The organism is Anaerolineales bacterium, from assembly GCA_037382465.1.
Classification (GTDB): domain Bacteria; phylum Chloroflexota; class Anaerolineae; order Anaerolineales; family E44-bin32; genus WVZH01.
Map to the genome: position 1 here is coordinate 1 of JARRPX010000111.1, position 6,728 is coordinate 6,728.

General features: G+C 59.8%; 6 protein-coding genes and 1 pseudogene. All 7 read left to right on the plus strand.

The window, feature by feature from the left end; all coding sequences use genetic code 11:
• On the plus strand, positions 1-1,020 hold a 1,020-nt coding region (gene argC / locus P8Z34_16905; GenBank protein MEJ2552353.1), incomplete at its 5' end, for an N-acetyl-gamma-glutamyl-phosphate reductase.
• Positions 1,021-1,036: 16 nt separating this feature from the next.
• Positions 1,037-1,825, plus strand: a complete 789-nt coding sequence (gene argB, locus P8Z34_16910) for an acetylglutamate kinase (GenBank protein MEJ2552354.1) — start codon at positions 1,037-1,039, stop codon at positions 1,823-1,825.
• A complete protein-coding gene (locus tag P8Z34_16915; protein ID MEJ2552355.1) occupies positions 1,822-3,006 on the plus strand; it encodes an acetylornithine/succinylornithine family transaminase in 1,185 nt (394 codons plus the stop codon). Before argB ends, P8Z34_16915 begins: the two co-directional genes overlap by 4 nt.
• Positions 3,007-3,023: 17 nt before the next feature.
• Positions 3,024-3,554: a GNAT family N-acetyltransferase gene (locus P8Z34_16920; GenBank protein ID MEJ2552356.1), complete on the plus strand. Its 531-nt coding sequence runs from the start codon at positions 3,024-3,026 to the stop codon at positions 3,552-3,554.
• Positions 3,532-4,695, plus strand: a pseudogene (locus P8Z34_16925) (argininosuccinate synthase). Before P8Z34_16920 ends, P8Z34_16925 begins: the two are co-directional and overlap by 23 nt.
• The gene (gene argJ / locus P8Z34_16930; protein ID MEJ2552357.1) at positions 4,652-5,893 is read left to right on the plus strand and encodes a bifunctional glutamate N-acetyltransferase/amino-acid acetyltransferase ArgJ; all 1,242 of its coding nucleotides are present in this window, start codon (positions 4,652-4,654) and stop codon (positions 5,891-5,893) included. The pseudogene P8Z34_16925 and the gene argJ overlap by 44 nt, the downstream one beginning before the upstream one ends.
• A 73-nt stretch (positions 5,894-5,966) precedes the next feature.
• A partial coding sequence (gene argH / locus P8Z34_16935; GenBank protein ID MEJ2552358.1) for an argininosuccinate lyase occupies positions 5,967-6,728 on the plus strand: 762 nt, incomplete at its 3' end.

A 6,728-nucleotide genomic window follows, 5' to 3' on the forward strand; every position in this document is an offset into this window, starting at 1 on the left:
TTTGGAGGATCGATGATCAAAGTCGGCGTAATTGGCGCCACGGGCTACACCGGATTGGAGCTGATCCGGCTGCTCGTCCATCATCCACAGGTAAATCTGTGTTTCGCCACCTCGAAGTCGCGCGCGGGCGAACGTCTTCCAGCGGTGTTCCCTTCCGCACCGGACGTACCGCTGATCGATCCCGCAGAGGCACCTTTGAAAGACACGCAGGTCGTTTTCCTCTGCCTGCCGCACGCCGAATCGGCGCAGGTTGCCGTCCAGGCGCTGGCTGCAGGCGTTCGCGTCGGCGACCTCAGCGCCGACTTCCGCCTGCGTGATGCCAAAAACTACCAGAAATGGTACGTAGTGGAGCAACCCGCTACGGAACTGCAGCAAGAAGCAGTTTACGGGCTGACGGAAGCCGTACGCGCCGATCTGCCGGGTGCGAGGCTGGTCGCCAACCCGGGCTGCTACCCGACCAGCGTGCTGCTGGCGCTCAAGCCGCTGCTCGATGAAAACGCCATCCACAGCACGGTCATCGTCGACTCGAAATCGGGCGTCTCCGGCGCCGGGCGCAAGCCGAAGCTGACGACGCAATTCGTCGAGGTGGACGGCAATCTTTCGCCGTACAACGTCGGCCGCACGCATCGTCACCTTCCCGAGATGGAGCAGGCTGCCGCCTGGTGGTCGGACGACGCGCCGGCGTTGATCTTCTCGCCGCACCTCGTCCCCGCGCCGCGCGGTCTGCTTTCCACGATTTACGTTCATCTCGACTCGAATTGGAACGAGAAGATAGTGCGCCAGCTTTACGATCGGGCCTATGGAAACGAAGCGTTCATTCACGTGTTGTCACAAGGTGAAACTGCGACCTACGCACACGTCAATTACACCAACCGCTGCGCCATCGGCCTGACGCTGACCGAAGGTGTGCTCATCCTCACCTCGGCCATCGACAACCTGATCAAAGGCGCTTCCGGCCAGGCCGTCCAGAACATGAACGCCATGTTCGGCATCGACGAAACTGCCGGATTACCGGACTGAACCGAGGGCTGCATCCATGCGCGTGATCAAGATCGGCGGAAACGAACTCGACAAATCGGATTTCATGCCCAACTTTGCCCAGGTATTACGCGACATGGACGAGCCCACCGTCATCGTGCACGGCGGCGGCAAGGCGGTGGATGAACTGCAGCAGCGCCTGGGTCAGGAAACGATCAAGATCCAGGGCATGCGCCGCACCGACAGCGATACGCTGCACACGGCTTTGATGGTGCTCTGCGGTCTGGTGGGCAAGCAGCTCGCCGCCGCATTGTTGACCGCCGGAGTCGACGCCGTCAGTCTGTGCGGGGTGGATGGCGGTCTGCTGCGGGTGAAGAAACTGGAGATCCCCGACGGAGACCTGGGCTACGTGGGAGAAATCATCTCCGTGCGCGCCGATTTGTTGATGGACTTGCTGGCGCAGGGCATCACCCCCGTGATCGCCCCAATTTCTCTCGGCACGGACGGACAGATCTACAACGTCAACGCCGACCAGGCGGCGAGCGCCATCGCCGTGGCGCTCCAGGCCGAACACATCGATTTCGTCTCCAACGTACCCGGCGTGATGGTCGATGGGGAAATCCTCGCCTGCCTCACTCGAGACGAAGCCGGGCAGCTTATGGCCAGCGGCGCGATCAACGGCGGCATGGTCCCCAAAGTACAGGCGGCGCTGGACGTATCCGGGAAAGGCATTCCCAACGTGCGCATCGTCGATCTGAACGGACTCGAGCAGGATCGCGGTACGACGTTCACGATCCCGGATTCCCGATCCGCAAGTACGACTCCCAGGAATGAAGGTGCCCCATGAAACCAAGTGAGATTCCGCAAGCAGAAGCCCGATATATCGTTCCGACTTACTCCCGACCCGACGTCGTCTTTACCCACGGTGAAGGGGTGTATTTGTTCGACAGCGAAGGGAATCGCTATCTGGATTGGGTCAGTGGAATTGCCGTGACTGCCCTGGGCCACAGCGATCCCGAGTGGGTGCAGGTGGTCCGGGACCAGGCCGGCAAGCTGACCCACGTCAGCAACCTGTACCACACTGCACCCCACGTCGAACTCGCCCAGCGCCTGGTGGAATCGTCCTTCGCCGACCGTGTGTATTACTGCAATTCGGGCGCCGAAGCGAACGAAGCGGCGCTCAAATTTGTCCGCAAATGGGCCGGTGTGCATTTTGGTGCGAGTAAAAAACACATCGTGGCCTTCGAGCACTGCTTTCACGGCCGAACGTACGGTGCACTCTCACTCACCTACAAAGCCAAATACCGCATGCCCTTCGCACCCCTCCTGCCGGACATCAGTTTCATACCGTTGAACGACATCGAGGCCGCCCAGCACGCCATCGGAGAAACGACCTGCGCCGTGTTTATCGAACCCTTGCAAGGTGAAGGCGGTATCCATCCGGCGGAAGGCGTTTTCTTGAGTGAACTGCGATCGCTTTGTAATACCCACGAGGCGCTGCTCGTGTTCGACGAGGTACAGTGTGGGCTGGGCCGCACGGGATACCTTTGGGCGCACGACGCCCACGGCGTAAATCCGGACATCATGACTCTCGCCAAACCACTCGCCGGCGGTTTACCCATCGGCGCCACCTTGGTCACCGAGGAGATCGCCAGAGCGATCAAGGTGGGCGACCACGGCAGCACCTTCGCCGCTGGACCGCTCGTCTGCCGCGCCGCCCAGGTAGTCTTCGACCGCATCTCCCAACCAGAATTCCTGCAGGGAGTACGCAGCAAGGGCGAGAAAATCATGAGGCAATTGAAGGAAGTCGACTCCGCGCACATCCTCGACGTGCGCGGTGCGGGATTGCTGATCGGCGTCGAATTCGACCAACCGGTTAAACCCTTGATCGACGCGGCGCGCGGACGAGGCTTGTTGGTCGTCAACGCAGGAGAAAACGTGCTGCGGATTTGCCCACCGCTGGTCATCAACAACGAGGAACTCGAAGAAGGCCTGGAAATTCTTGGCGACTGCATCGCCGATTTGTGAGGTACAGGAGAACCGGTATGAAAAAAACCCGACCCGGGAAACTCAAGGACGTGGAGGGGATCGCACGACTGGTTGGCGTTCATGCCCGCAACGGTAAAATTCTGCCGCGCTCGCCGGAAGCCATCCGGGAGAGCATCGAAGATTGGATCGTGATCAACGGCAGTGAATCGATCGTGGCTTGCGGTTCGCTATATTTCTACAGCCCACACCTTGCAGAAGTGCGTTCCCTGGTCGTCGATGAAAGCACGGAAAGAGTAGGACTGGGTTCGGCCATCGTGGGTGCGTTGATCGATGAGGCGCTGCGGCGCGGCGTGCATACCCTGTTTGCGCTGACGCGCGTGGCGCCCTTTTTCGAACGCCTCGGCTTCACCCGCAGCGATAAGAACTGGTTCCCCGAAAAAATCTGGAAGGACTGCGCACTCTGTTCGGTGCAAGACCAATGCGACGAGAGCGCCGTCGTTCTCCACCTGAGTGATATGCGCCCACCCAACCATGGGAGCTCACATACAAAAACTGGAGGTCAAAATGCCCAAACCAAAAATCAATAAAGCCGTATTGGCCTATTCCGGCGGCCTGGACACATCGGTCATCGTTCCCTGGTTGCGTGAGAACTACGGCTGCGAAGTGATATGTTTCTGCGCCGACGTCGGTCAGGGTGAGGAACTCGGCGGACTGGAAGAGAAAAGTACCGCATCCGGAGCCACCAAGTTGGTGAAAAAAGACTTGCGCGAGGAGTTCGCCCGTGATTTTCTCATGCCCATGGTTCAATCCGGCGCGGTGTACGAATCGCAGTATTTGCTGGGAACCTCAATCGCCAGGCCGCTGATCGCCAAATGGCAGGTCGCTGTGGCCGAGGAAGAAGGCGCGGATGCAGTTGCGCACGGCTGCACGGGCAAGGGCAACGACCAAGTGCGCTTCGAATTGAGCTACAAGGCCCTCAATCCCACTCTGAAGGTGATCGCGCCCTGGCGCGAGTGGGACATTCGTTCGCGGGAGGACGCCTTGGCATTCGCCAAGAAACACAACGTGCCTGTGGCCGCCAAATCCGGATCGATGTACAGCCGCGATCGAAACCTATGGCATCTCTCTCACGAAGGCGGCTTGCTTGAAAATCCGGCGAACGCGGCCGAGGAAGATATCTTTCAATGGACCACCGCACCGGAAAAGGCCCCCGACGAAGCGGAAGAAGTCGAAATCCACTTCCAGGCCGGCGTGCCGGTTTCTGTGAATGGCGACTCGCTTTCGCCGGCGGCGCTGATCGAACGCCTCAACGAACTCGGCGCCCGTCACGGCGTCGGCCGGGTGGACCTGGTCGAAAATCGGCTGGTGGGAATGAAGTCGCGCGGCGTATATGAAACGCCCGGCGGCACGATTCTCTACACCGCCCATCGAGAGTTGGAATCACTGTGCCTGGATCGTGACACGCTGCACTTCAAACAACAGGTCGCCCTGCGCTACGCCGAATTGGTCTACTTCGGTAAATGGTTCACCAACCTGCGCCGAGCCATCCAGGCCTTCATCACCGAAACGCAGCGCAACGTCACCGGATGGACGCGCTTGAAGCTCTATAAAGGCAACGTCACCGTTCTGGGCCGCTACAGCGAAAACAGTCTCTACCGGGAAGATTTCGCCACCTTCGGCCAGGATGACGTATACAATCAACAGGACGCCGAAGGATTCATCAACCTCCGTCACCTCTCCAAAGGGATTTCGATCCGGCGCCGCGACCTGCGGGTTGAAGGACAAGGGAGTGATGGACGTGGCGCTTATTCTCTCCGATCACGAGTGCAGCGGCGCCGGTGTATTCACACGCAACGAAATCGTCGCCGCACCGGTGATCGTCGATCGGCAGATGCTGACAGACGATCCGACGAAGTTGCGCGGCGTCGTGGCCAATGCCGGGATCGCCAACGCCTGCACCGGCCCGAAAGGGTTGGAAGCCTGTAAACGCATGCAAGAACTGGCCGCGGTATGCGCTGGATGTGCCCCCGAACAAATGCTGGTGCTTTCCACCGGCGTGATTGGCGTGCAGCTCGATCTGGATAAAATCGCCGTCGGGATCGAACACGCATGCCGGCATCTATCGGCGAACAACGGAAAAGATACCGCCCGCGCCATCATGACGACCGACACACACCCGAAACACACTGCGGTCAGCGTGGATCTTCCGGGTGGTAAGGTGACCATCGGGGGCATCGCCAAGGGTTCGGGCATGATCCACCCGAACATGGCTACCATGCTGGTGGTACTCACTACGGATGCGGCCGTTCCGGCCGAGGATCTCGACGGAATGTTGAGGGCCGCCGTGGACCGGTCCTTCCACCACATCTCCATCGACGGCGACACCAGCACCAACGACACGGTCCTGATCCTTGCCAACGGCGCCAGCGGCGTGACGTTGAACGAAGGTGCCGCGGAAACGGATTTCGAAGAAGCGCTCGATGCGATATGCGTCGAACTGGCGCAGGCCATCGTACGTGATGGCGAGGGCGCTTCGAAGTTCATCACCCTGCAGGTATGCGGAGCCCGCTCGCAGGATGAAGCCTTGCGTCTGGCTCGTACCATCGCCACGTCCCCACTGGTTAAGACCGCCTTCGCCGGCGGCGATCCCAACTGGGGACGCATCCTTGCAGCCGCAGGCAGGGCGAACGTGTCTCTGGATTCCGGAAGTCTGGCGCTGTGGATCGCCAGCGGCAAGTACGATGACTTGCAGCTGGTCGACGAGGGCATGCCGCTCGATTATGATGAAAGCCTGGCCGAAGCGATTTTCAAGGAAAACGAAATCAGGGTACGCCTGGACATGGGCTTGGGCCAGGCCGACACAACCGTATGGACCTGCGATTTGACACACGAGTACGTCTCGATCAACGCCGACTACCGCACTTGAACTTAGCGTCCGATCGCATCGTAATTTCATTAGCGGCGAGGATATCCAGGCCGCACAAAAAAGGGCAAAAATCATGAAACTGTGGGGCGGACGAATGTCCAAGCCGACCGACCAGCTCGTGCAGCAGCTCAACGCAAGCTTCCCCTTCGACGTGCGCCTGCACCGTGAGGACATACTGGGCAGCCAGGCCTGGGCACGCGCCCTTGCCAAGGCGGGTGTGATCGGCAAGGAAGAAGCCAAGATCTTGGTAAACGGACTGGAAACGATCCTGCAGGAATTCCAGTCCGGTGAGTTCGAGGAAGTGGAGAGCGATGAAGACATCCACACCGCCGTCGAACGCCGATTGACGGAAATCGTCGGGCCGCTGGCCGGCAAACTGCATACCGGCCGAAGCCGCAACGATCAGGTGACGACGGATTTTCGTCTGTGGACAATGTGGGCCGCCGAGCAGCTTGATCAGGCAACCGACGATCTCTGTCGGGCGATGCTGGAAAACGCCGCACGCGATCTGTCCACACCGATGCCTGGCTACACGCACTTACAGCACGCCCAGGCGGTCACCTGGGGTCATTGGATGCTTTCCCACGTCTGGGCGTTGATCCGCGATCGTGAACGATTGGCTCAAGCGCACGCTTCTGCTGCGGTGCTGCCGCTGGGCTCGGGCGCCCTGGCGGGCACTTCTTTCCCCATCGACCGTGCTGGACTGGCCAAAGACCTGGGTTTTGGGAAAATAACCCAGAACAGCATCGACGCAATCTCAGACCGAGATTTTACGCTCGATTTCCTTTATTCTTGCAGTATGATGGGTATGCATCTCAGCCGGCTGGCAAAGTCG